Consider the following 24,522-nt stretch of genomic DNA (forward strand, 5'->3'; position numbering starts at 1 on the left):
TTACGTGCTCATGACTTTTTCGTTTAAATAATTTTTTTGAATAAGTTATAAACCTTTTTTGAGCTATCTTCATTTAATTGATAGTACGTAAGGTTTACATCATCAGGAGTATCTTGCTGAGCAATCATCACTTCGCTGCTGTGATGATCAACTACCCATATGAAATATTTTTTATAAGTTCCATCCTCGAAAGTAATCCACATATCACAATCTATTAAGTCTGATCCTTCTTCATCTAATGTTAATTTACCTTTTTTTGCGGTATTCATACTGTTAATAAACGTTTTTAATTCATCTGTTTTTGTGAGAAAGATATCCTGTTTTGTTTTAATTGATTCTACATGTATATCTTTTATTTCCTGTTTTCCTAAAAAAACAGGGGGCTCATTTGGATCTCGCGAGCTTGAAATAATAGTAGCTTTCTTTTTCGGTTTATTTGCAGTATAGAGATCTTGAATAGATTTTCCCGAGTTTATAAACCATGCAATTCCAGAAATAATTAATACGCTACCTAGCAATAAAATAATTTTTTTAATAGGATTTTCTCCTCTCTATTACTTCGTGTGAAGAGCTTTTCTATTAATATATGATAGGTAAGCGTAAAGTATTATAGTTGAACTTGGTTATGCTTCACAGTTTTTATCGGGCGATCTATGAGTAAATTGTAAGTGAGCCCAATTAATACGAAAATGCCACCGATAACTTTACCAATTGAGAGTTCATTTGTCAGGAAGAAATCAATAATAGTCCCCGCAAATAATTGTCCGATAAAGATGAGTAATGTTAAATAAAAGGCTGATATTTTAGGAGTAATATAGTTGGATAATGAAATAACGATAACGCCTACTAATCCGCCTAAGTATACGGCGATAGGAATAGATTGCAACTTATGAATAGGGATATACAATGAATCTGAACTGAAAATTAAAAATAACATAGAGAAAAATAATCCAGTAATATAATTGAAAAACGTGCCTTCCCAGTTTCCAATTTCCTTTGCTAAATTCGCGTTAATAATTCTAGCAACAACGATAGAAACACCAGCTAAAATAGCGATCGTAATATATAACATTTTCTTGCCCCCCATTAATAAATTGTCATGATTATAATTCCAGAAGAGATGAAACATAATCCAATTAGTTTTTTCTTTTCACACTTTGCAACTTTCATTCCTAATAAGCCGAAATGATCAATAACGATGGAAGCAATAGATTGACCGAGTAAACTTAATGCGATCGTAATAGAAGCACCAAGGACGGAGAAACTTATATTGTTAAAAAGAACAGTGAATACTCCAATCGCTCCAGCGCTATATAAAAAAAGTGGAATACTTTTATCGAAACGAATTTTATTTTTGTTTATGATTAAAATGAAGATAACTGCAATTAAACCGACAAGGTGAATGACCACGCTTGCTGTGTACTTGCCAATTAACTCAGATAAAATCCCATTCAATGGAAGCATAACGGCGATGAGCACACCAATAAAGACAGAAAGAAAGTTATACAATGTAATATCCCCTTTGTATTTCATATTTGTAATGACTGTATCATGCTGAAATTGTGTATTGTTATGACATATGTCATAGTGGAAGAAGAAAATTTTGATTACAATGGGGATGAGTTGTAAAGGTGGGGAACTATGAAGAAAGTATGTAATTCTATTAAATTAGCAGAGTATATGAAGAAAAATAATATTGATTCATTTTTTAGTCATGATATGAAGCCATATATGGAACTTATATTTTTTAAAAAGAATGAGTTTATTTGTAGAGAAAATGAAGAGATAGATTATTTATATTTCTTTGTTGAAGGAAAAGCGAAAGCGTTTAACACATTAAGTAACGGGAAATCCGTATTACTGTGTTTTTATGATAGTTTGCAGTTACTTGGAGATGTGGAGTTAATTCATTCCCAAAGGATTACTTCAAATGTACAAGTAATGGCAGATTCATATTGTGTTGGTTTACCATTAGGAAAAGTGAGAAATCAGCTATTTCATGATGCGAAATTTTTAAGATGTATTTGTGGATCGTTAGCACATAAGTTAAATCGACTTTCAAAAAATAGTACAATTAATTTATTGTATCCGCTTGAAAATAGACTTGCGAGTTACATGTTAGCAGCAGGGGAACGAGCAGTTCAGCATGAAAATAGAATTGTATTTAGTGGGAATTTAACGGAAATAGCGGAATTGTTAGGAACGAGCTATCGGCATTTGTTGCGAACATTAAATATTTTTTGTGATAAAGAGATAATAAAGAAGAACGATGGATGCTATGAAGTAGTAAACGTGGATGTTTTGAGAGAATTGGCAGCAGATGTTTATAAATAGGAGGAGAGTATAAATGATAACACCTATATTTAGAATTTTTGATATTGAAAAAGCAAAACTATTTTACTTAGGTTTTTTAGGATTTAAACTGGATTGGGAACATCGGTATGAGGAAAATATGCCATTATATTTGCAAATTTCGTTACAGGATGCTGTGATACATTTATCAGAACATCATGGTGATGCCTCACCAGGTGGTGCGATTCGGATCAAAATAGATGATGTAAAGGATTATCATTCTGTATTATTAAGTAAAGAATATGCTTATTCGAAGCCGAATATAGAAAAAACACCTTGGGGTACAATTGAATTAACTGTAATTGATCCGTTTTCAAATAGAATTACACTGTACGAGGAAAAATTGTAGAAATGGAATGAAGAGTAGTTCATAGAGCAGTGAACTGCTCTTTTTTATTTTGAGTAGATATTGAATCATATAAAAAGAAAATGTTATGATTATGGAAACGTATGAATATATGAACAAGTATTCATATGTTTAAGAAGAGGAGGGATTAGAATGAAAGATCTAATTATTATTGGGGCGGGTCAAGCTGGATTAACAATGGGGTATTACTTGAAGCAAGAAGGGTATAATTTTTTATTACTTGAGGCAGGAAAACGAGTTGGTGATTCATGGAGAAATCGATATGATTCTTTGCAGCTTTTTACCTCAAGGTCTTACAGTAGCTTGCCGGGTATGACGTTAATAGGTGAAAAAAATGAATTTCCATATAAAGATGAAATTGCAACTTATTTAGAAGAATATGCAAGACATTTTCAATTACCGGTACAATTACAAACGGAAGTTTTAAAGATAAAGAAAGAAAAAGAAATATTTGAATTACACACTCCTACAGAAATTTTACAAACGAAAAAAGTTATTATCGCATCAGGTGGTTTTCAGCAACCGTTTATTCCCTCAGTTTCAGCAAATCTATCATCACATATTTTTCAAATACATTCATCACAATATAAATCACCATCACAAATTCCTAAGGGAAAAGTACTAGTAGTAGGTGGTGGGAATTCAGGAATGCAAATTGCAGTAGAACTGGCAAAGACTCATGAAGTTACGGTGTCTATTAGTCATCCTTTAACGTTTTTACCGTTACAACTTTTTGGAAAAAGTATTTTTAATCTGCTAGAAAAAGTGGGTTTATTGTACGCTGAAATAAATACAAAGAGGGGAAGATGGTTTCAGAAGAGAAAGGACCCTATTTTCGGTTTTGAAGGTAAGAAACTTATTCGTAATGAAGCAATCAAACTGCAAGAAAAAGTAGTAAGTGCATCAGGAAATAACATTATGTTTCAGAATGGTGATACTTATAGTGCAGAAAGCGTTATATGGTCAACTGGTTTTGTACAAAATTATAATTGGATTGAAATTGAACAGGCAGTGAATGAGAAAGAATTTCCTAATCATATAAAGGGAATCAGTCCAGTAAAAGGATTGTATTATATCGGTTTACCTTGGCAATCTCAAAGGGGTTCCGCACTTATTTGTGGTGTAGGAAAGGATGCAGCGTATGTACTTTCTGAAATCAAAAAAATAGATCAGTAGCAATAACTACTGATCATCCATATGTACATGAATTAGGAGAGGTCAAACATTTATTAACTTTATTATAATAGATTTTCATAGAATTAAAAACTGAAAATTCAAATTTAATGTTGAGAAAGTTTTTTGTATCGAAATATATGAAAAAATAGGAATTTTTATTAAAACAGAAAAAGATATTTCTATTTTAGTAAATTATGATATAGTCTAAATAAGCGTGTTTTTCCATAAATGTAATTATTTTCATTGTAGTTTTGTTTATATGAGGGAAGGAGAAGTAATTATGAAGTTTGATGATCAACGCTTACTAGGAGTCCGATTAGGTTCTGTACTTGTGACAGAGGAAAATCAATATTTAGTAATTAAGAAAAAAGATCATTATGCACTGTTAAATATACATAATTTAGAATGCACTCATGTTGAAGTGCAGTTAGAACATTTGGAAGAAATGTTGCGGGAAGATTTCCAAGAAAGTATAACGGAGATTATCGCACCAGAACATATAAAAATTGTTGCGAAAAATGTTATATAGATAAAGAAGCTGGAAGGAACAGCTTCTTTATTTTCATTATAAGGATAACGTTTTTACAACCTCACCAATGATCCCTTCCATTTGATGAACACCTAAATCGGAATTAGTCATAATAACAGCACCATTCCCGCAGTATGGATAACAAACCATCATACATTGAAATCCAACGCCCCATCCGAGTGAATAAACCTGTAATTTCCCATTAGAATCATCTAGAAAAACACCTAATCCAGTCCATTTTGAGCAACCTTGAGGAGAAATCATGTCTATTACTAATTTTTGAGAAAGTTTTAGTTTGCCCTTTCCTTGTAAGGAATGAATGATTTCAATAACTAAAGCTGATAAGTCAGTTGGTGTTGTCCAAATACCTGAAGCAGCTGCAAATGGATAAAATGGATACTCCTCATTTGTTACAATTCTATCTTTATTATGTCCGCAAGCAAAAACATCGGTTTTATCTATGTCTTTTGGAGAAAAAAGTGTACTATTTTTCATTTGTAATGGCTGGAAGATGTGTTCTTCTAATAACTGACTAAATGATCTTCCTGTAATATCTTCAAGTAGTAGTTCGATTATACAAAAGTTTGCGTCTGAGTAGTGAAATTCACTTTCTGGTTTATAAGTTACCTCTATAGGTACGGGGCAATATAGTGTTTTACCGGAAAGGAGCTCAGACATATTAGGTAAGCCTTTTGCAGGTGTATAATGTTCAAAACTATTAGGTGGATCAATGAGTCCAGATTGATGGCTTAATAAGTTTCTCAAAGTGATGCTTTTTTGTGAAGTAAATAGATTAGTAGGAATGTTCCAAGATGTGAGTTTATCATTTACGTCTTCGTCTAAATGCAAGATTTCTTGATCTGATAACATTAGTACAAGCATTGTAGTGATGAATTTGCTGATAGAACAAGAATTAAAGAGAGAATTTGTAGTAACAGCTCTAGTTGTTCCAGCTTCAAGTGTTCCAAAGGCAGTCGCTTCATCTAGTTTGCCATTACATATAACAGCGAGGCTTAAACCTGCAACGGAATATTGGTTCATTTTCTCGTATATATTGCTACTTTTTAAGTTCATGGTGACTCCTTTCTTTAAAGACAGAATATTATTTTTATTATACAGTAGTAAAAAAAAGAAAACACTTCGTCATTCACCAATGAAGTGTTTTCTTTTTTAGTTAGTTTGAAGTGAACTTTTGAAAAAATTTGTCTCGGTACATGTACATAACCCATGAGATTGTTATTAAAGAAATGATGATTTGTTTGTTTTTAATTGGTGCATTGAAAACAAGCCAACCAACTATATCAAATAACAAATGTAGCACGATTGAAAGAACTACAAATTGAAGTAACGTATTTAAAAATCTTTTCATAAAGTGTCCCCCTAAAATAATAGGTTTTATTAACAGTTTGATATAGTGATATTATACATTAAATGTGTATTGTGGTAAAATTTACATAAGTTAGTGGAATAAAGCAAATGAAAGTTAGTAAGGGGGAACATTCATGGAATTCTGGATGGTTATACTGATAGTAGCTGTTGGTTTCATTTATATCGCTGAAAAATTAACTACAATTGAAAAGAAAAATGATGCGCGTTTAAAGAGAATTGAAGATAGATTACAATTAATTACGAAAGAAATGGGAATTATAGAAAGAGAACCTGAAATTAATAAAGAACTACGCCAGCTTGTAGAAGAAGGCAAAAAAATTACAGCAGTTAAGAGAGTAAGAGAAGCTTTTGGTTTTTCCTTACTAGAAGCGAAGCAATATGTTGATAAATTATAAAAAAGATCATCCATTTGGGTGATCTTTTTCACTGCACCATGCGTGTATTTACATAAGCCGCGATTATAAAGTGTCCAATTAGAGTGATAGGAATAACGATTGTGACATTAGGCGTAGTGAAGACACTACCGATTGTCGCAATGACACCAGCAATTAAATTATAAAGACCTACTATTTTTGATAGTTTCACTTTATCAGGCACGCGGCGTTCGTTGAATCCTGATAAGAGCCAAGTGTACTGCTTTACTCCGATGAAATAAGCTAGTGCAAATGAAATGATTGCTACTATAAATAATGTTGGTGAAGCGAAGAGAGTCATTGCAAACACCTCCGTTAATGGGCTATAAATAAATTATAGTCCGAATGTTATAATTTAACAAAATATAATTTTGGTTTTAAGTGTAATAGAAAAATGGAGTATTGGTAATGAGGGGAGATTAAGTATGAATATTGTGGAGTTTCAGAGGTATGTATCAAATTTCAGTAAAGAAAAAGGATTTCAAGATACAACAATTGAAGAGCGTACGATATATACGATGGCGGAATTAGGTGAATTAGCGGAAGTCATATTAAAGCGTGATACAATACAAGATGCGAAAAGAGAAATCGGTTTAGAAATGTTTGATGTAATTTGGAATGTATGTGATTTAGCAAATAAATTAAATATTGATTTAGAGAAGGCGTTTAAAGAAAAAATGAAAATTAATAAAAAGCGTGAATGGTAAGTAGAATTTTAATTTGTAAAGATGGGTGATATGAATGAAAAAGAAGCTTTTTATAGGAGGAATCTTTACTTTAATTAGTGTAATAAGTGTTGTCGTTTACTTAGTTTTTCAAGGCATATTCATTCCGAATCAAATAAGTGCTGATAAGTATGAAATAAAAGGTGTAGATGTCGCATCGTATCAAGGGGATATAGATTGGAGAGAGTTGGAAAAGCAAAATATGAAGTTTGCGTTTATAAAGGCGACTGAAGGAAGTTCGTTTGTGGATGAGTACTTTTCGAAAAATTGGAGGAATGCGAATAAGACAGATATGCGCATCGGAGCGTATCATTTTTTTAGTTTCGATAGTAAGGGTGAAACACAAGCAGAGCAATTTATACGAACTGTTCCAAAATATAAACAAGCACTGCCACCCGTGATTGATGTTGAGTTTTACGCTAACAAAAAAGATAATCCGCCTAAGCGTGAAGATGTTACGAAAGAGTTGGCGGTCATGATTGAAATGCTAGAAAAACATTACGATAAGAAAGTAATATTGTATGCAACGCAAGAGGCGTATGATTTATATATAAAGGATGCGTATCCAAAATGTAATATATGGATTCGTAGTGTTCTTACAAAACCGAGTTTATCTGATGAGAGAAAATGGACGTTTTGGCAATACACGAACCGCGGGAGATTAAGCGGTTATAATGGAAAAGAAAAGTATATTGATTTGAATGTATTTTATGGGAATGAGGAAGAGTTTGAGAATTATGGAATGGAAGATTAAGTTTTAAAGCGTACAAAATTGTGTACGCTTTTTTGTTAATTACATAAAAGTATGCAAATGAAGATGGAACAAACATTTGAGATGAATTGTCTAATATAGGTAATAACTATTTAGCTTGAAAGAAAGGGTTGATAACATGAAAAAGAATACGTTGTTAAAAGTAGGATTATGTGTAAGTTTACTAGGAACAACTCAATTTGTTAGCATGATTTCTTCTGTACAAGCATCACAAAAGGTAGAGCAAATAGTAATCAAAAATGAGACGGGAACCATTTCAATATCTCAGTTAAACAAGAATGTATGGGTTCATACGGAGTTAGGTTATTTTAATGGAGAAGCAGTTCCTTCGAACGGTCTAGTTCTTAATACTTCTAAAGGGCTAGTACTTGTTGATTCTTCTTGGGATAACAAATTAACGAAGGAACTAATAGAAATGGTAGAAAAGAAATTTCAGAAGCGCGTAACGGATGTCATTATTACACATGCGCACGCTGATCGAATTGGCGGAATAACAGCGTTGAAAGAAAGAGGCATTAAAGCGCATAGTACAGCATTAACCGCAGAACTAGCAAAGAACAGTGGATATGAAGAGCCGCTTGGAGATTTACAAACAATTACGAGTTTGAAGTTTGGCAATACAAAAGTAGAAACGTTCTATCCAGGGAAAGGACATACAGAAGATAATATTGTTGTTTGGTTGCCACAATATCAAATTTTAGCTGGAGGCTGTTTAGTAAAATCTGCGGAAGCTAAAGATTTAGGAAATGTTGCGGATGCGTATGTAAATGAATGGTCTACATCGATTGAGAATGTGCTGAAGCGATATGGAAATATAAATTCGGTAGTACCTGGTCATGGAGAAGTAGGAGACAAGGAATTACTTTTACATACATTGGATTTATTAAAATAAGAAATTGTAGAAATACAAAAGAAAGGAGAAATAATTTTCTCCTCTCTTTCTTCTAACTATATTTAAATGCTGAATCTGTCGATTACGTCAGCATATATTACTGAGATTTTAATTCCAAGTATACAAATACTAGTACTGTCATAATTGCAATAACAACGTAAGTAGCATCAAGCATTATAAGTGTTTTTAAAGTTTCAGTCATCGTAATTCACCCCTGTTATAAAAATATAACATGATCTTTTTATTGATTAGATTAGAGATCATAAAGATAAAATGTATATGAAATTTCTTAAGTAGCTTCTATATAAATATATCATATAAATAATGTAAGTAATGTTAAGATAGTGTAAATGTATTGTAAATAAAGAGGTTTACAATGAAGGCTTTAATAAAAAAATGATAGTTCCTTAAAATAAAAAATACGCTATTCTTTCTATTGAATGATAGAAAGAATAGCGTATTTGTATGTCTATTTTCATATGTGATGAATTGCAATTATTTGTATAAGGGATTCAAAAAAATTTTTTCGTTGTATATATTTCTCCAAATTAATTATTTAGCTATTTAAAAGTATCGAAAGATGTGTGCACACTAATGTATATTTTTTTGGATGTCAATAAAAGTATTATGTCAACAATATGGACTGACACAAATCTTTATATATTATTGTGATTGATATCACATCACTTTTTTTCAATGGGTATTATGCTTAAGGTGTAACGAATGATTGGGAGAGGGTGGGATGATATGTTTTGTTATCAATGTGAACAAACGCCAACAGGCGGATGTAAAGTAATGGGTGTTTGTGGCAAGAATGAAACGATTGCGAGTTTACAAGATACGATTGTGTTTGGGCTAAAAGGAATTGCAGCTTATCGCACACATGCTGCTCAGCTAGGGTATACGGATGCATTTGTAGATGCTACAACACAAGAAGCTTTATATATGACATTAACAAATTCTAACTTTAACGAACAAGAGCATATTGATATGGCTATGAAAGTTGGGAAATCAGCTTTACGGGTGATGGAGTTATTGGATGAGGCACATACGAATCATTTTGGTGTGCCAGAGCCTGTACAAATTACACAAAATCGTATAGAAGGTAAAGCAATTGTAGTTACGGGCCATAATTTATTTGCATTAGAAGAACTATTAAAGCAAACAGAAGGAAAAGACATTAATATTTATACGCATTCTGAAATGCTACCAGCACACGGATACCCGCAGCTGAAAAAATATAAACATTTAAAAGGAAACATCGGTAAGGCATGGTATGATCAAAGACGCCTTTTTGAAAAATTTACTGGTGCCATATTAGCTACAACGAACTGTGTTATGCCAATTAAAGGCTCGTACTCTGATCGATTCTTTTCATATGAAATTGCAGGTTTAGAAGGTGTACAAAAAATTGAAAATGATGATTTTACACCATTGATTCAAAAAGCACTAGAACTTCCAGAAGTACATATGGAGTCGGATGAACAGTTAGTGACAGGGTTTCATCATAATACAGTATTATCATTAGCTCCAGAAATTATTGATGCAGTAAAAGAGGGGAAGATAAAGCGTTTCTTTGTTATCGCCGGTTGTGATGCACCGGGAAAAGGCGGAGAATATTATCGTGAATTAGCAACGTCACTTCCGCCAGAAACGGTTATTTTAACAACTTCTTGCGGGAAATTCCGCTTTAATGATGTGGATTACGGTGTTGTACCTGGTACGGAAATTCCGCGTTACATTGATTTAGGACAGTGCAATAATTCAATTTCTACAGTGAAAATAGCGGCTGCTTTAGCTGATGCTTTTCAATGTGAAGTGAATGAATTGCCAGTAAGTATTGTACTATCATGGTTTGAACAAAAAGCGGTTGCCATTTTACTAGGGCTATTTAGTCTTGGGATTCAAGATATTCGCATCGGTCCAAAGGCTCCTGAATTTATTTCACCTGGCGTGCTTGATGTATTACAAGAAGCATTTGGTTTAAAACTAATTACAAATGCAGCAGAAGACATGGCTATGATGTTATCGTAACGGAAAAGATGTTTTCACTTAATTGTGGCTTTATAAATCATTTGTATGTGTGTGAGTAAACGCACATACAAATGATTATTAATAAAGAAAATCGCTATATCTATAAATTTTATAGAGCTTTTAAAGTATAACACCACATGCCCATCACCTTAAGATTTTAAGTATCCCCAAAACGAAATTTCTACATGAATATCTATAATTTTACCTCTTTTTCATTTGATTTGAAAATAAGCTTTCTATTTTTAAAAACCAACGATACCACCTCAAATTATAGGAATAAAATCCATTCATTTATTAGGAAAATGGATTGAAAATAATAAGGTAGACTAAAAAGTAAAATATTATTTATGATAATCATTCTTTTATAAAATTTAAATTGGAAATAGCCCTACTCATTTTGATTGCGCATTTTCAAAATGGAGGGGCTTTTTTTACTGTAAAATCAATAACTGCATCTTATTTTTGTTGAAAAAATTCTCATTCTTATTTTGAAAGTGATATGGGTACATTTACATGCACATCAATCTTTTATTATGAAGTGGACCTTGAATATATTGTTTTTTATTGATAGACATAAAAATGATTTATTTGCTGTATTGATAATTTGTAGACGTTATAATAAAATGTTTATGTATATGTAAACTTAATTTATTTTTGTTTGGTTTTATTAGGAGGTTAGGTAGTGTTGATAACAATAAAATAATGGATGTATCACCTGTAAAAAGAATGAAACTAATACGGAGAAGATGATTTCGTTAAAAATTCGAAAAATAAGCGTTATTAGCTCTTGAAGAAAAATTACAAGCATATGGAAAATAGGGTTATACAAAAAGTCCTAAAGGGGGGACGGAATTATGGAGAAAAGAAAGTATTCAGTAACACCACAAGATCGAATGAATTATGTATTAGGTCTTTATTCTGCAGATCAACAAATTAATGCAGTTCTTTATTTTCCTGTAGGTATATCCAAGGAAATACTTGAAGAATCAATAAGGATAACGTTGCAATTGCAACCAGTTTTGAACAGCCGGTTTGTAGAAAATGATATTCCTTACTGGGAGGAACATTCATCTGACACTAACTCATCTATTTGCTTTTTTGCAGAAGGAAATAATCAAGAACTTGAAATAATGGCAATAGATTTTATTAAGGAACCTGGTGATCGTATTCAGGGGCCTATGGTTCAAACGAAATTATTACGGGGCACTACAATAGATATGTTAGTTGTGAAATTGTCTCATCTATGTTCAGATGGTGCAGGAGTCAAGGAATATATAAAATTGCTTGGAACAATATATACTCACCTTTCATTGGGACGGTCTAAGAAGCAAATTATAAAGGAATTTGATGAGGGAAATGAGAGTTGTCGAGATCAATCACATGTATTCAAATACGCTGGAATATCGGACATAAAAAGTGCGTATCGTCCTAACCAAGAACAACAGGCATCGTTATGGTCTTTTCCATCTCAACCTAACAAAAATAAATTTCCCCAAATGTCCGTACGGCGATTGAGCCATAAGCAAACTCTACGTTTAACCCAATGGACAAAAGCACAACAGGTTACCTTGAATGATGTAATCATGACTGCTTACTTCCGAGTTTTATCACATTTCACTGTGTATGCAGAACCTCGCACTGCAGAAAAAATGATTGGTTTGACAATTGATTTACGTCGATATTTGCCTAATAATACAACTGGTGCTATTTGCAACTTATCCGGTATGGAAATGCCAGTGATTAAAATGGAAGACGATGAAACATTTAAGCAGACTCTTGTTCGAGTTAAACAATCAATGGATAAAATAAAGTCTCAAAATCCAGGTCTTTCTTCAGCAGCAGGAATGGAGTTACTGGCAGAAATGAAGCTATCTACAGTGAAGGAAATGTATAATCAGCAATATGAACAGGCTGTACAGATGGGGATGGCGTTGCCATTACTGACAAATTTGGGAGTGATTGCTGAGGAACCTATTCAGTTTGGTCAAATTCAAGCTGAGGACGGGTATATGGCATCACCTATTATGTATGCACCATTCTTTTCAATGGGAGCAAGCTCTTATAATGGAAGGCTTACATTTACGATCGGTTATCATGCGCCGGATACATCAAAAGAAAAGGTAGAAAAATTTTTAGATAGTGTTGCTAATCAACTATCAGAAATAAAATAAAAGAGAATATAGAGAACAGATTTCTAACAGAATTGTATTTTAGGGGCTCGTATCATGTACGGATAATCTCTGGAAATTTTCTCTGACCGCACTTGCCTTTATGCTTTATATGCAATGGGAATGGTAGTGAGAAACAATTTGTATCGTGAAAAAACAAGATATATCGGTATAAAAACAATAAAACAGAGCTGATTTAAATTACACTTTGAATCAGTTCTGTTTTGCTAGTGTGATGGTCCTTTCAACAAAAAAAGTAGGCTGTATCCGGTTAGGGTAAAGCGGATTTTTAATTTTTTTGAAAATAAAGTTGACATCCATAACTACTTAGTCATACAATGTAGATGTAATAAGTGATACTGAATAGTTCGGATTCACAAAAACTGTTCAGTAAAAAATTCGCCTTAGTACTCTGTGATACTGAATATAAGTCAGACAGAATAGGGGGTAAAGGAGGATCAGGACATGGAAAATTTAACTGAAATGCTGAAAGGTTCACTGGAAGGGTGTGTACTGGAAATCATTAGTCGCCGTGAAACGTATGGCTATGAGATTACCCGCCACCTGAATGATCTTGGGTTTACCGAAGTTGTGGAAGGTACGGTGTATACCATCCTCGTACGATTAGAGAAGAAAAAGCTTGTGAATATTGAAAAGAAACCATCAGATATGGGACCGCCTCGTAAGTTTTATTCATTAAATGAAGAAGGCCGCCAGGAGCTTGAATTGTTTTGGGAAAAATGGGATTTTGTATCGTCAAAAATTAACGTCTTGAAGTCAAAATAGGTTCATAAGATAAAATGTTCCGGCCGATATTTTGAGAATTTCTTGTTCGGTTTTATAAAAAAGGAGGAAAATAAGATGTTAGAAATGTTCAAAAAGTTAATTGGTGATAAAAAAGAGTACAAAATGATGATGGCACGAGTTGAGGCTCTGCCAGAGGACTACCAATTTGTATTTAAGAAAATTCAAAACTACATGTGGAATTTTTCAGCGGGTAACGGGATGGATATGTTACACATACAGTATGAATTAATCGATTTGTTCGAAGCGGGTGCAGCGGAAGGAAGACAAGTGCTTGACATTACTGGGGATGACGTGGCTTCCTTTGCTGACGAACTAGTGGCAAATGCTAAAACTTACGTCTCCAAGTATCGTGAAGATTTGAATGAAAGTATTATGAAGAAATTGAGAAAAAAATAAATGGAATAAGTAGTACCGACTGATTAGCTGGTTACACATATGAATTGCCATCATAGCTATTCAGTTATATTTTTAACTCGGTACTAAGTAATACAGAATATCGGTGATACTAAATAGATAGAGGTAAATAAATAGTCTTCGCAAAACATTTTTATAGGGAGGAAAAAAGTATGAGTCATGCAGCGATTTCTGTAAAAGGCTTGAAAAAATCCTTTAAAGACAAGGAAGTTTTAAAAGGGGTAGATTTTGAGGTGCAGCGTGGAGAAATTTTCGCGCTGCTAGGCTCAAATGGAGCTGGAAAGACGACAACGGTTAACATCCTTTCGACGCTAATGAAGCAAGATAGCGGTGAAGTAAGTATTTGCGGATTTGATGTACAGCGTCAACCAGATCATGTTCGTCAAAGTATCAGTTTGACAGGGCAGTTCGCAGCTTTAGACGGTATGCTGACAGGGAGGGAAAACTTGATAATGATCGCCAAATTACGTGGTGTTTCCAATCCCGCTCAAGTTGCTGACAATCTACTTGCAAGATTTAGCCTGACTGATGCGGCAAACCAAAGGGCAGATCAGTATTCAGGCGGGATGAAGCGCCGGCTTGATATCGCGATGAGTTTGATTGGGGCGCCAGCAGTTATTTTTCTTGACGAACCAACGACTGGACTTGATCCTGAAGCGCGAATCGAAGTGTGGGATACAGTCAAGGAACTTGCTGGTAGCGGTACAACTATTTTGCTTACGACTCAGTACTTGGAGGAAGCAGAACAACTGGCAGACCGTATCGCTATTTTGCATGGCGGAAAAATTATTACGACAGGTACTCTTGCTGAACTAAAAGAGATGTTCCCGCCAGCAAAAGTGGAGTATATCGAGAAGCAACCGACATTGGAAGAAATATTCCTTGCGATCATTGGCAAAAAGGAGGAGATGTAAATGAAAAGTAAAACAGGTGTATTACTAGGTCGTTTAATGCGTAACATTATGCGTAGTCCGGATACAATTATTACAGTAGCGATTACACCGATTATGATGATGCTATTATTTGTCTACGTGTTTGGCGGCGCAATAAAAACTGGAACGGAAAACTACGTTAATTATTTATTGCCGGGAATTTTGCTAATGGCTATCGCATCCGGTGTAGCTTACACTTCCGTGCGACTCTTTACGGATGTAAAGAGTGGGCTGATGGCACGTTTCATTACGATGCCTATTAAGCGCTCATCGATATTGTGGGCTCACGTTCTAACCTCTCTGGTTGCTAATGTACTTACTATCGTGGTGGTTATTCTTGTTGCACTCTTAATGGGTTTCCGTTCCAGTGCTAATATTCTAGATTGGCTCGCGGTAGCTGGGATACTTGGGATGTTTACGCTGGCGCTAACATGGCTAGCTATCATTCCAGGATTGAAAGCGAGGTCTATGAAAGGGGCGACTGCTTACTCGTACCCGCTAGTTTTTCTTCCATTTATTAGTTCGGCCTTTGTGCCTACCGAAACGATGCCAAAAATTGTTCGTGCGTTTGCAGAGAATCAGCCTGTAACTTCAATCGTGAATGCGATTCGTGCTCTTTTATATGAAGGAACTGTTGGAAACGATATTTGGATTGCGCTTGCTTGGTGCGTAGGTATAATGGTCATCTCTTACTTTTTCGCCAGTAAAGCATTTAAACGTCAGTTAGGGTAAGAAACGTGATAAACGAAACCTTCAGGAATAATATATATTTAGAAAAGCACGGGAGATTTTCCGTGCTTTTATTATTTATCATGCTCTCATTGTAGTAAATGAAATGGTATTTAAAAATAGGATAATTATCCAGTGATAAAGCTTAATATTTGAGGCTCACTGCTTATGGAATGTATAAGCACACTCGTTTTTGTAAATCTGCTAATACTTCATCTGGTATTTCTTTGATTTTAATATCCTTCCCTAGAAAAAGCAGCCAATTTATTATTTCCGTCACTTCATCGGGATTGTTAACATTGATAAAAGTTTTTAAAATGGCTGTGGATTGGTAAGGATTAGTATAAGATATTGAAATTTTTAAAGGATGGTATTTTTTGAACTGGGCAATTGCTGTCGGACCAAGTTCAAATACAAGGTTAATTGCTTCGTCCTTCTTACTTAGTTTTTCTAAAATCTTTTTCTTATTTAGCCTTTTGTTCGTCGTGTATGGTTCGATATTAATGAGATCATCGACAGGAAACATCATCTTCTTTTCTTCTTTTAAGTCAAACCCTTCAATGATCCAATGGCTTTTTTCTTGATAAAGGTGCAATAGATAAATTGGATAAGTCTTGATTTCTTCATCTTTTTTCATAGTAATCAATAAATGGTTATCCAAAAGAAGGATTTGAATAAGTTTTTCTAACATAGGATGGGGGAGATCAGAAAGCTCAAGTAGATCGGGATTATGAGGGTTAGTCCCTTGGAAAAGCAAGAGTTGATTTAAAAGAACGAGGTCATCTTGCTGGGTTTCTGAGATGAGTCCTAGTAGTTTTTCGGCTAAAGATTGACGACTCTTTAGGTAGGGAAGTTGTTGATTCCTCGTAGCCATAAAGGCAATAAAAAGAGCTTTCACTTCATTATCAGTAAAGCGAACAACGGGCAGGATAGAATTATGCATAACAAAATATCCACCCGTTCTCCCAACTTCAGCGACAAGTGGCATTCCCATAGCTTCAATTTCTCTAATGTCTCTAATAGCTGTCGACCGTGATATGTTAAATTCTTGTATAATTTCAGAAATTGTAAAGTGAGAGCGGTTGTTGATATACCGCATAATTATATTAATCCGTTCAACTTTTTTCATTTTAGTCTCCTAAACAGTATCATTTTTTGACATGGTTTAAAGGTATTATAAACGTATCAGATGAAAAGATAAATCGTTTGATTAATAAAAAAAGAGGCAGGTTTTGCATATGAAAAATTATACTATAGAAGAAAAAGATAGCTTTATTGTGTTAGGTATTGGAACTGAAATTAAGAGTGAATACACAGACTTTGCTGGAATAAATAAAGAAAAGGAAGACTTTTGGTCGGCTGTTAAAGAAGATGGAAGGCTGGACACTTTAAAAGCTTTAGCGACAAATGAATACATTTTTTCTGTGAGCGAAGCGGTGAATAACAAAATGATGTATTATGCGGGTGTCATGACAGAAGCACAAATAGAAGAAGAATCTAGAGTGATTCAGTTTCCTAAGGGAGAATACTTAGTAGTAAAAGGGGAAGACAAAACAGCTGAAGAGTTAAGTAATAAGTTGACTGGCATCGCCTTCGGTCAAGCTTTACCAGAAGCAAAGGATTTTGCCTATGTTGGTGGACCGAATACAACGGTTGAGATGGGGCAGAGAAATGGCTTAGTATTTGGTGAAATGTGGATTCCTGTTGTTAGGAAGTAAAGTGATAAAAGGTGCGAATCTGGAAAGTAGAGGCTAACGATCTTGGATTGTTGGCCTTTTTAACATGAATATAATATTCATGTGCTGCTACGCAGTATGTTCTGATAAAATGGAATAAAAGGTAATTTCTGTAAGGTGGTGGTGGGGTGAATAAAAAAAGGTTATTTGAGCTATTCATAGTAACGTTTGTTTTTCTATTCCTTCATGTAAGTACATTTACTAATGAAAAATTTAACGATAAATTGGGATCCTTTACTTTCATTGTGCTACTTCTTATGCTTTCTATTTACACTGCATTTATAGAAAAGTATTTTGATGATATACAAAAGTGGATTCGAAATATTACATGTTGCTTTATCCGTAGTGGTTTTAGTAGCCCTATGGATAGGTTATTTTTAGTCCTTACTTAAGAGAATGAGAAATATGTGATTACACTACATTCGATTCGATAATATTACTTAGTTGCATCGGTCTATATTAATTTTTTCTCTCCCCAATCAGGATAAAATGTACAATAGGAAATTTTATGTAACATAAAGAAGGAAGGTTTATGGTGAGCCTGAGTACTTTGCTAGCTTTTGCGCTTGTTTCACTTAGTATGGTTTGTTCACCTGAGCCTATTTTGATTTATCTTATTTCTCATTCCATTACGTAGGGGCGTATGGCAGGATTTATTTTTTTATTGAGCATCATGCTTGGATTTGTAATTCATATAAATGAAGCAACTTTAGTATTCACTCAAAAATCCATTGTCTATGAAACAACTAGATTTGTAAACGGCTTTAATAGAAAGATGTCTATTGTATTTTTTGCGGCAAGATTAAATAGCTTTTTTGTTACTTTACAATAAAGTATACTTAATATCAGTAATTCATGTAATTAGGGGTGGTTTCTATATTTAGAGAAAATACAAAAAGGATACTTCTGTCATTAGTAACAAATCCAATACTAATAATTGTATACGGGATTTTTTGTTATGAGTTGGCCTTATACTGTAAGTACGGAAGAATGAATTATAATATTTACATTTTGTTATTATGTATAGTACTTTTTATATCCATAACTACATTTACTACAATACGGGTGATAAAAAATAGAGAATATGAATCTAAAAAATTAACTAATTCAATAGCATGGAGATCCATTTCTATTATCATTATTGCTGTAATTACATCATTTTATGGGATGCAGATTTATAAAAGTGCAATAAATTACAATGGTAAATTGGCATGGTTTATAGAAAAGTTAAAACATGAAAGGTCAGTTAAACTTAAACATAATAATATATATAAGTCTGGAGTAGAAGGTATTTTTGAAGATATAAATAAAAAATATCCTTTGCCAAAGAAATTGTATATGGCAACTGATTTTGATCTTACATTTCATTCAGACGGAACAATCACAGCGTTTGATACATTTGTTTATGGGAAAAATGATGATGGGAAAGAAGAAACTTATTTAATCTCTTATAATAAGAAGAAGTCAGAAGATATTACTATAATACGAGACGGATACGCAAAGCCTGATTATAATGATGATAAATTAGTAGAACCTTTAATTGAAACGGTTAAAGCGATTCCAGTTAAGCAAACGGTTAGAAAATGGAATGAAAGTAAGTATGGGTTGATTTATTATGGAAAAAGAAATTGGGGATCCAATACAGAGGGAATTATTAATATTACTGAGGATGGTAAGGGGCAGATTCTTAAAAAAGCAGCTTCAGATATCATTGGATATACTGTATCTATATTTGTCCCTGGAAAAGAGCAAGAGCTAGTCCCTGCTAGATATAATTTAATAAGTGACGCAAGTTGGAGTAAATCAAAGACGCCTCCAAAAGAAGATATGCTTAAAGAGAAGAAACAACAAGATTTAAAGAATGAAAAAGAACAGTTTTTCCTATCGAAAGAAGTTGGTTATAAACTAAATATGACAGATAAAGCATTAGGGAGCGCCTTTTATTCATTAAGCAAGACTAGTGATGAAGGGAAAACATGGGAGGTTATCAATCCAGACCCATTTAATGGGGGGATTGGTAGTGTATCAGGAATCACTTTTATAAATGATAAACTTGGGTTTTTAGGAGCAATTAGGCCTTCTGGTAATGAAGGAGAGTTATATCGCACAGATGATGGGGGAGTATCTTTCAAAAAGGTAGAATATCCGCCGCATGAAGTGAAATTAGATCATACACAGTCCACAATAAGTCCTTTTGATTCACCTAGTATGCCATATGAGAAAGATGGGGTTTTTAATATGTTAGTTGGACAAGGGGCAGATGGAGACTACAATGGCGATAGTAGTGCACTTTATCAATCAAAAGACAACGGAGAGACATGGGAATTTGTAGAAGAAGTGAAAAAGAAATAATCAGAATGTTTTTTTGAAAAATAAGGTAACTACTCAGCTATACATTTTATTTAGAAGTTTGGTAAGGGGTATAATTCCAGCCATGAAGATAAAAATGGACCTATACCTCGCTGTCTTTCTTTGTTTTATTTCTTATGCTTACTATCAACGCTATATTTATAGAAAGGTATTTTGGTGATATACAAAAATGGATTCGAAATATCACATGTTGTTTTGCTTTATTTGTAGTGGTTTTAGTAGCTCTATGGATAGGGTACTCTTAGATCCTTACTTAGGAGAATGAGAAGTATGTGATTACAATACATTCGATCCGATAATATTACTTAGCTGCATCGTTTTATATTAATCTTTTCTCTCCTCAATCATGATAAAATGTACAATAGGAAATTTTATGTAAAATAAAGGGGGAAGGTTTATGGTCAGTTTGAGTACATTGGTAGCTTTTGCAATTGTTTCGCTTAGCATGGTTTGTTCACCTGGGCCTAATATGATTTACCTCATTTCCCGTTCCATTACGCAAGGACGTATGGCGGGATTTATTTCTTTATTGGGCATCATGCTCGGATTTGTAATCTATATAATCGCAACTATGTTTGGACTTACAGTTCTATTCGTTGCTGTTCCCGCTGTATATGAAGCAGTAAAGTGGGCAGGTGCTGCTTACTTGCTCTGGCTCGCCTGGAATTCGATTAAACCGGGTGCTACATCTATTATGGAACCTCGTATGATTTCTAATGAGCCACCAAGGAAATTATTTCTGATGGGACTCATGACGAATCTTCTGAATCCAAAGATTGCTATTTTGTATGTATCACTTCTACCTCAATTTGAAGATCCAGAGAAGGGATCGTTGCTTTTTCAAGGTGCAGTTTTGGGGCTTACGCAAATCACTGTTAGCTTTATAGTTAACCTTGTAATTGTATGTACAGCAAGTAAAATTGCAAAATGGTTTGGCACACGCCCGACGTGGTTACGAGTGCAGCGTTGGCTTATGGCAAGTGTTTTAACGGGGCTTGCTGTACGTCTTGCTTTTGAACGTCGACAGTAAGAGCCTCTTTACCGTCAGTTTCTATAATATAACCTAATAAATATTAATATAATTTATGTATAGTAGATATTTACCTTATAAAATAAGGGGGAATATTATGACTGAGACAAACGAATCTTCAGGAGTTAATTTGAAAAAAGATGTGAAGTTTTCTATTATAATTCCTGCGCATAATGAAGAAAAGTACATTAGAAAATGTTTAGATTCAATTGCAAAGGCATCAGAGGCATATAAAGAGCAAACGGAAGTTATAGTTGTTTTAAATCGTTGCACAGATAAAACAGAGGAAATAGCAAAATCTTATAATTGTGTTACATTGAAAAATAACGATAAAAACTTATCTAAAATTCGAAATGCAGGGGCTAAAATAGCTAATGGAGAAATAATCGTCACTATAGACGCTGATACCATAATGACAGAGTCTATGTTGTCTAATGTAGATAAATATTTAGCTTCAGGTACATACATTGGTGGTGGGGTAAATGGGAAGTTTGAAAGAATATCTTTAGGAATATTTCTCTCCGCAATGTTAATCATAATCCCCTTACTTTTTAAGTACGGAGCTATATCTGTAGGGATTTTTTGGTGCTATAGAAAAGACTTTATGGCAATCAACGGATTTAATGAAAACATGCTTATGGCAGAAGATGCAGATTTCGCTAAACGTTTAAAAGAGTGGGGAAAGAAAAATAATAAGAAATTCGGTACTATTAAAAATGGAATGATAACTTCATGCAGAAGATTTGATACATATGGAGACTGGACTTTACTTAAAAATCCAAAAGTAATTTTAGCTTATCTAAAAGGAAATGATAGAAAATACGCAGATAAGACATATTATGATAACCAAGAAAGATGAAAATGGAGAAAATCGGCAGAGGATAGCTAGTACTTTTTTAGATATAATGAGAATCCAACTTAATTTAATAGATATTATAAGAAAACCATCAATTTGATTATCTTTTTTCAAATTGATGGTTTTTATTTTTGAAATAAATATGTATTTTTTTATGAAAATATTTTTTGACCCCCATAAAACTATGTATTCCTCCGAATATGTATAGTGAAAAAAATAAATAGAAGAAAAATGACTATGAAAGAATATAGAAGCATTAATAAAATTACTAGATTAAGTGGGCATCCAAAATGGAAGGATGAAATTACCAATTATATAAAGAAGAGTTATTCAAGGATTGCAGATAAAATAGAAAGAGAATAAGCAAAACGAACGGTAGAAAATAAGAAAGTAGATAAAAATACAAACTTAACTGTAGTGCCGAGAGAAAAGGAAAAATCATTAAGAAAACGTTAGACTCTAAAAATATAACTAACAGCAAGAAAACAAGACCGAAGAAAAGTACCAAGAAAATCTGGTTAAATGGTCACTTGTGTAGTGGCCATTTTGCTATTTGAAGGAGGCTGGGAGATTACAAGTGTTGAGTTTAGTAATGAAGATCTTAAGAAAACCGAAAATAGAAGATATCGTATGTAACATACAAAACAACGAAGAAGATAAAGAAGCGTTTATCGTACAGTATCAGCCTTTTATTAGAAAATCAATCTCATCTGTCTGCCGCCGATATATTACAGAACAGGATGATGAATATAGCATTGGATTGTTTGCATTTAACGAAGCAATTGAACAGTATTCATATACAAAAGGAAAATCCTTTTTAGCGTTTGCTGATCTTCTTATAAAAAGAGATGTAATTGACTATATACGTAAGGAGTCTAAACATAACTTTGTCTTTTTAAAAGAAGATGAGCAAGAGGAAATGTTAGAAATGCAAGTGTCGCTTACGGAGTATATGAAAGAGATGGAAAATAGTAACCGTAAGGAGGAAATTCTTCATTTTCAAAGTGTGCTAGCTGAGTTTAAAATCACATTCTCAGAGCTTGCTAAAGAATCTCCTAAGCATCGTGATACGCGTGAGCACTTAATAGAAATTGTAAAAATTATTATAAAAGAAGAGGAAATGATGGAAGAGCTGTTCCGAAAGAAAAAGTTACCGCTTAAACATATTGAACCGCGTGTTAGGGTAAGTCGTAAAACGTTGGAACGACATAGAAAATACATTATTGCAATGTGTATTATTTTTGCAAACAACTATACATATATTCTGGATTACATAAGAGGGGAAAAGCATGATGAATAAAGGAATTGTGATGGATATAAAAAAGCATAGCGTAGTTGTTTTAACACCAAATGGAGAGTTTATTACGTGTAAAAGAAAAGGGGATTCTTGCATGATTGGGGAGGAAATCTCATTTGATGAGCAAGAACAAAAAGCATCGCATTTTTCGATCCCTTCCTTTTTAAAACCTGCATCAATACTTGTTGCTTGTTTTCTATTTGCAGTGCTGTTTTTCTACAACCAACCAGAAGAAAAAGTATTTGCTTACGTCTCAGTTGATATAAATCCAAGTTTAGAGGTGAGCGTAACGAAGGATTTTCGTGTTATAGATTTACAGGCTTGTAATGATGATGGAAGGCGTATTTTAAAAGAATTGAAGCAATGGGAAAATAAACAATTGCAAGAAGTAGTACGTACTATTATACAGCAAAGCCAAGAGGATAAGTATTTAACGAATGATAAGCAAGTTATGCTAACAGCAGTTGCAAAGGACAAGGCGCTAGAACCACAGTTAGAAAAGGCAATGAAAGAATTGAAGAAAGAATATGAGTTAAAACATATTACAGTTGAATATCAAAGTAGCACGATGCAAGTACGAGAGAATGCTAGAAAAGCTGGAATTGGCACAGGTGTCTATATAAAGCAAGAGAATGAGAAAAACAAATCGCTTACTCCTCCTGCCACGCCGCCTAATCCGGTGGAAAATGAAGAAGAGGTGCAATCACAGCCGGAGTCATCTCCTGATGCATCAATGGATTTATCTCCTGTAGACGAAAAAAAATATGAAAAGCAAGAGCAGAAAGAACAAAAGAAAACAGAGGAACAGCCATCGAAGCAAATAAAAGAAAACAATGGAAGAGGATCTCAGCAAGAAAATAGAGGGAATCAGCAGGAGAATAACAGTAGAGAATCTCAACAAGGAAATAATGGAAAGCAGCAAGAGAATAATGGAAGAGGATCTCAACAAGGGAATAATGGAAAGCAGCAAGAGAACAATGGAAGAGGATCTCAACAAGGGAATAATGGAAATGGGCAAGGGAACAACGGAAGAGGATCTCAACAAGGAAATAACGGGAACGAGCAAGGGAACAACGGAAGAGGATCTCAACAAGGAAATAATGGAAATGGGCAAGGGAACAACGGAAGAGAATCTCAAAAAGGAAATAATGGGAATCAGCAAGGGAACAATGGAAGAGGATCTCAACAAGGGAATAATGGAAATCAGCAAGGGAGCAATGGTAGGGGGTCTCAGAAAGAAAATGATGGAAACGAGCAAGGGAACAATGGTAGGGGGTCTCAACAAGAAAATAGAGGCCACCAGCAAGGGAATGAAAAGAAGAATCAATAGAATATGGAAGTGAGAGATTCATTTCAAAGCTAAAAGGATTTCTCTCGCTATTGTGGGCAGTAAAACTCCCATCTCAAAATTTGGCTGGGGCAAAGAAGTTAGGTGGGAGTTGGGCTGCTTGTAAATGCCCAATTGGTGAGGGCTGATTAAAGTTGCACTTTATTATTTTATAGTTCTATTAAGAAGGAGTATGTGAAAAATATA

The 24,522-nt window shown here is 33.9% G+C and carries 27 protein-coding genes and 3 pseudogenes; 23 read left to right on the top strand and 7 right to left on the bottom strand.

The window, feature by feature from the left end; translation table 11 throughout:
• Window positions 1-23 precede the first annotated feature (23 nt).
• The 3 genes from ACQRBL_RS16595 to ACQRBL_RS16605 all read right to left on the bottom strand — a co-directional run bounded on the left by ACQRBL_RS16595 (window position 24) and on the right by ACQRBL_RS16605 (window position 1,533).
• Complete coding sequence (locus ACQRBL_RS16595) at window positions 24-518, bottom strand: hypothetical protein (protein WP_000901701.1); 495 nt, start codon at window positions 516-518, stop codon at window positions 24-26.
• Between the two features lie 89 nt (window positions 519-607).
• The gene (locus tag ACQRBL_RS16600) at window positions 608-1,072 is read right to left on the bottom strand and encodes a DMT family transporter (RefSeq protein WP_000965811.1); all 465 of its coding nucleotides are present in this window, start codon (window positions 1,070-1,072) and stop codon (window positions 608-610) included.
• 14 nt (window positions 1,073-1,086) lie between these two features.
• Window positions 1,087-1,533: a DMT family transporter gene (locus ACQRBL_RS16605; protein ID WP_043924688.1), complete on the bottom strand. Its 447-nt coding sequence runs from the start codon at window positions 1,531-1,533 to the stop codon at window positions 1,087-1,089.
• A gap of 108 nt (window positions 1,534-1,641) precedes the next feature.
• Here ACQRBL_RS16605 and yeiL point away from each other — a divergent pair, with 108 nt between their 5' ends.
• From yeiL to ACQRBL_RS16625, 4 genes are all read left to right on the top strand, one after another.
• Complete coding sequence (gene yeiL / locus ACQRBL_RS16610) at window positions 1,642-2,334, top strand: transcriptional regulator YeiL (RefSeq protein ID WP_000754830.1); 693 nt, start codon at window positions 1,642-1,644, stop codon at window positions 2,332-2,334.
• A 13-nt stretch (window positions 2,335-2,347) separates the two neighbouring features.
• Window positions 2,348-2,701: a glyoxalase superfamily protein gene (locus ACQRBL_RS16615; protein WP_000632403.1), complete on the top strand. Its 354-nt coding sequence runs from the start codon at window positions 2,348-2,350 to the stop codon at window positions 2,699-2,701.
• Window positions 2,702-2,851: 150 nt separating this feature from the next.
• A complete protein-coding gene (locus tag ACQRBL_RS16620; protein ID WP_411995885.1) occupies window positions 2,852-3,895 on the top strand; it encodes a flavin-containing monooxygenase in 1,044 nt (347 codons plus the stop codon).
• Window positions 3,896-4,175: 280 nt separating this feature from the next.
• Window positions 4,176-4,424 (top strand): hypothetical protein, encoded by a 249-nt coding sequence (locus ACQRBL_RS16625; protein ID WP_000666948.1) that lies wholly within the window; start codon window positions 4,176-4,178, stop codon window positions 4,422-4,424.
• A gap of 36 nt (window positions 4,425-4,460) precedes the next feature.
• Here ACQRBL_RS16625 and ACQRBL_RS16630 read toward each other — a convergent pair whose 3' ends face one another.
• A complete protein-coding gene (locus tag ACQRBL_RS16630) occupies window positions 4,461-5,498 on the bottom strand; it encodes a serine hydrolase domain-containing protein (RefSeq protein ID WP_109737412.1) in 1,038 nt (345 codons plus the stop codon).
• Window positions 5,499-5,598: 100 nt separating this feature from the next.
• A complete protein-coding gene (locus tag ACQRBL_RS16635; RefSeq protein WP_000819660.1) occupies window positions 5,599-5,793 on the bottom strand; it encodes a hypothetical protein in 195 nt (64 codons plus the stop codon).
• Between the two features lie 133 nt (window positions 5,794-5,926).
• Between ACQRBL_RS16635 and ACQRBL_RS16640 the strand changes: the two genes are divergently transcribed.
• The gene (locus ACQRBL_RS16640) at window positions 5,927-6,208 is read left to right on the top strand and encodes a hypothetical protein (protein WP_000397724.1); all 282 of its coding nucleotides are present in this window, start codon (window positions 5,927-5,929) and stop codon (window positions 6,206-6,208) included.
• A gap of 28 nt (window positions 6,209-6,236) precedes the next feature.
• Here the strand turns inward: ACQRBL_RS16640 and ACQRBL_RS16645 are convergent, their stop codons facing one another.
• Window positions 6,237-6,527, bottom strand: coding sequence for a DUF3784 domain-containing protein (locus ACQRBL_RS16645; protein WP_000171773.1), 291 nt, complete (start codon window positions 6,525-6,527; stop codon window positions 6,237-6,239).
• Between the two features lie 124 nt (window positions 6,528-6,651).
• Between ACQRBL_RS16645 and ACQRBL_RS16650 the strand changes: the two genes are divergently transcribed.
• The 9 genes from ACQRBL_RS16650 to ACQRBL_RS16690 all read left to right on the top strand — a co-directional run bounded on the left by ACQRBL_RS16650 (window position 6,652) and on the right by ACQRBL_RS16690 (window position 15,702).
• Window positions 6,652-6,933 carry a MazG nucleotide pyrophosphohydrolase domain-containing protein gene (locus ACQRBL_RS16650; RefSeq protein ID WP_001028132.1) on the top strand — a complete coding sequence of 94 codons (282 nt, stop codon included), beginning with the start codon at window positions 6,652-6,654 and terminating at the stop codon, window positions 6,931-6,933.
• Between the two features lie 34 nt (window positions 6,934-6,967).
• Window positions 6,968-7,705 carry a glycoside hydrolase family 25 protein gene (locus tag ACQRBL_RS16655; protein ID WP_000727664.1) on the top strand — a complete coding sequence of 246 codons (738 nt, stop codon included), beginning with the start codon at window positions 6,968-6,970 and terminating at the stop codon, window positions 7,703-7,705.
• Window positions 7,706-7,841: 136 nt separating this feature from the next.
• A complete protein-coding gene (gene bla2 / locus ACQRBL_RS16660; RefSeq protein WP_153218189.1) occupies window positions 7,842-8,615 on the top strand; it encodes a BcII family subclass B1 metallo-beta-lactamase in 774 nt (257 codons plus the stop codon).
• A 747-nt stretch (window positions 8,616-9,362) separates the two neighbouring features.
• The gene (gene hcp / locus ACQRBL_RS16665; protein WP_411995886.1) at window positions 9,363-10,649 is read left to right on the top strand and encodes a hydroxylamine reductase; all 1,287 of its coding nucleotides are present in this window, start codon (window positions 9,363-9,365) and stop codon (window positions 10,647-10,649) included.
• An 854-nt stretch (window positions 10,650-11,503) separates the two neighbouring features.
• The gene (locus ACQRBL_RS16670) at window positions 11,504-12,820 is read left to right on the top strand and encodes a condensation domain-containing protein (RefSeq protein WP_411995887.1); all 1,317 of its coding nucleotides are present in this window, start codon (window positions 11,504-11,506) and stop codon (window positions 12,818-12,820) included.
• 462 nt (window positions 12,821-13,282) lie between these two features.
• Entirely contained in the window at window positions 13,283-13,603 is a 321-nt protein-coding gene (locus ACQRBL_RS16675; protein ID WP_000429487.1) for a PadR family transcriptional regulator, read from the top strand.
• A gap of 75 nt (window positions 13,604-13,678) precedes the next feature.
• Complete coding sequence (locus ACQRBL_RS16680; RefSeq protein ID WP_000891986.1) at window positions 13,679-14,020, top strand: DUF1048 domain-containing protein; 342 nt, start codon at window positions 13,679-13,681, stop codon at window positions 14,018-14,020.
• A gap of 170 nt (window positions 14,021-14,190) precedes the next feature.
• Window positions 14,191-14,952 carry an ABC transporter ATP-binding protein gene (locus ACQRBL_RS16685; protein ID WP_000017471.1) on the top strand — a complete coding sequence of 254 codons (762 nt, stop codon included), beginning with the start codon at window positions 14,191-14,193 and terminating at the stop codon, window positions 14,950-14,952.
• Window positions 14,953-15,702 carry an ABC transporter permease gene (locus ACQRBL_RS16690; RefSeq protein ID WP_411995888.1) on the top strand — a complete coding sequence of 250 codons (750 nt, stop codon included), beginning with the start codon at window positions 14,953-14,955 and terminating at the stop codon, window positions 15,700-15,702. It begins immediately after the preceding gene.
• Window positions 15,703-15,865: 163 nt separating this feature from the next.
• On the opposite strand, the gene ACQRBL_RS16695 is transcribed toward ACQRBL_RS16690, so the two are convergent.
• Entirely contained in the window at window positions 15,866-16,828 is a 963-nt protein-coding gene (locus ACQRBL_RS16695) for a helix-turn-helix transcriptional regulator (protein WP_065484582.1), read from the bottom strand.
• A gap of 109 nt (window positions 16,829-16,937) precedes the next feature.
• On the opposite strand from ACQRBL_RS16695, the gene ACQRBL_RS16700 reads away from it, so the two are divergent.
• The 9 genes and pseudogenes from ACQRBL_RS16700 (at window position 16,938) to ACQRBL_RS16740 (ending at window position 24,318) form a co-directional block, all read left to right on the top strand.
• Window positions 16,938-17,417: a GyrI-like domain-containing protein gene (locus ACQRBL_RS16700; RefSeq protein WP_023522594.1), complete on the top strand. Its 480-nt coding sequence runs from the start codon at window positions 16,938-16,940 to the stop codon at window positions 17,415-17,417.
• 146 nt (window positions 17,418-17,563) lie between these two features.
• Window positions 17,564-17,816, top strand: a pseudogene (locus ACQRBL_RS16705) (DUF3963 domain-containing protein).
• Window positions 17,817-17,967: 151 nt separating this feature from the next.
• Window positions 17,968-18,133: pseudogene (locus ACQRBL_RS16710) on the top strand (LysE family translocator); the annotation flags it as partial.
• A gap of 169 nt (window positions 18,134-18,302) precedes the next feature.
• On the top strand, window positions 18,303-19,787 hold the full coding sequence (locus ACQRBL_RS16715) for a WD40/YVTN/BNR-like repeat-containing protein (protein WP_411995889.1): 1,485 nt from the start codon (window positions 18,303-18,305) through the stop codon (window positions 19,785-19,787).
• Between the two features lie 107 nt (window positions 19,788-19,894).
• A pseudogene (locus tag ACQRBL_RS16720) lies at window positions 19,895-20,050 on the top strand (DUF3963 domain-containing protein); the annotation flags it as partial.
• A 152-nt stretch (window positions 20,051-20,202) separates the two neighbouring features.
• Window positions 20,203-20,835 carry a LysE family translocator gene (locus ACQRBL_RS16725; RefSeq protein ID WP_023522590.1) on the top strand — a complete coding sequence of 211 codons (633 nt, stop codon included), beginning with the start codon at window positions 20,203-20,205 and terminating at the stop codon, window positions 20,833-20,835.
• Between the two features lie 97 nt (window positions 20,836-20,932).
• Window positions 20,933-21,694, top strand: a complete 762-nt coding sequence (locus tag ACQRBL_RS16730; RefSeq protein WP_023522589.1) for a glycosyltransferase — start codon at window positions 20,933-20,935, stop codon at window positions 21,692-21,694.
• Between the two features lie 574 nt (window positions 21,695-22,268).
• On the top strand, window positions 22,269-22,991 hold the full coding sequence (sigI, locus tag ACQRBL_RS16735; protein WP_002082432.1) for an RNA polymerase sigma factor SigI: 723 nt from the start codon (window positions 22,269-22,271) through the stop codon (window positions 22,989-22,991).
• On the top strand, window positions 22,981-24,318 hold the full coding sequence (locus tag ACQRBL_RS16740; protein WP_065484578.1) for an anti-sigma factor domain-containing protein: 1,338 nt from the start codon (window positions 22,981-22,983) through the stop codon (window positions 24,316-24,318). The genes sigI and ACQRBL_RS16740 overlap by 11 nt, the downstream gene beginning before the upstream one ends.
• Window positions 24,319-24,522 lie beyond the last annotated feature (204 nt).

The sequence above is a fragment of the Bacillus sp. AF62 genome (assembly GCF_050312695.1).
Lineage (GTDB): Bacteria > Bacillota > Bacilli > Bacillales > Bacillaceae_G > Bacillus_A > Bacillus_A cereus.